We start from the raw sequence: 382 nt of genomic DNA on the forward strand, positions 1-382 counted from the left end.
CTGATCGTTGAGCAGCCCGACGATTGTTCGACTGCCCGCGGCACTACGGCTACGATTGAAGGCCTCATTGACCTTGGCCCGGAGCTGAACCCTGGACGCATCAATAACGTTCTTCCTGTTCTTGTACTCGTAGTAGCATGATCGAGGTACTTCAAACGCTTCACAGACCAGTTCCACGGGCTCCTGCTCACTTAATCGGTCTATCAGCGCGTACGATTCATCTCGTCGGACATCAAGAGAGCGGTAGCCTTTTTTAGTATCCCTTTCTCCCGTTCCAGGCGATTAATCCGGGCCTCGAGCTCCTGGATTCTTTGCTGCTCAGGGGTAAGGGCCTTACTGGTAGGCGTCTCACCACCACGTTCAGCCACAAGCTGCTTTACCC

1 pseudogene is annotated in these 382 nt (G+C 54.2%); it reads right to left on the bottom strand.

The window, feature by feature from the left end:
* Positions 1 to 382 (bottom strand): annotated as a pseudogene (locus Q1A48_RS21435) (IS3 family transposase); the annotation flags it as partial.

Source organism: uncultured Microbulbifer sp., from assembly GCF_947489355.1.
In the GTDB taxonomy this organism is placed as follows: domain Bacteria; phylum Pseudomonadota; class Gammaproteobacteria; order Pseudomonadales; family Cellvibrionaceae; genus Microbulbifer.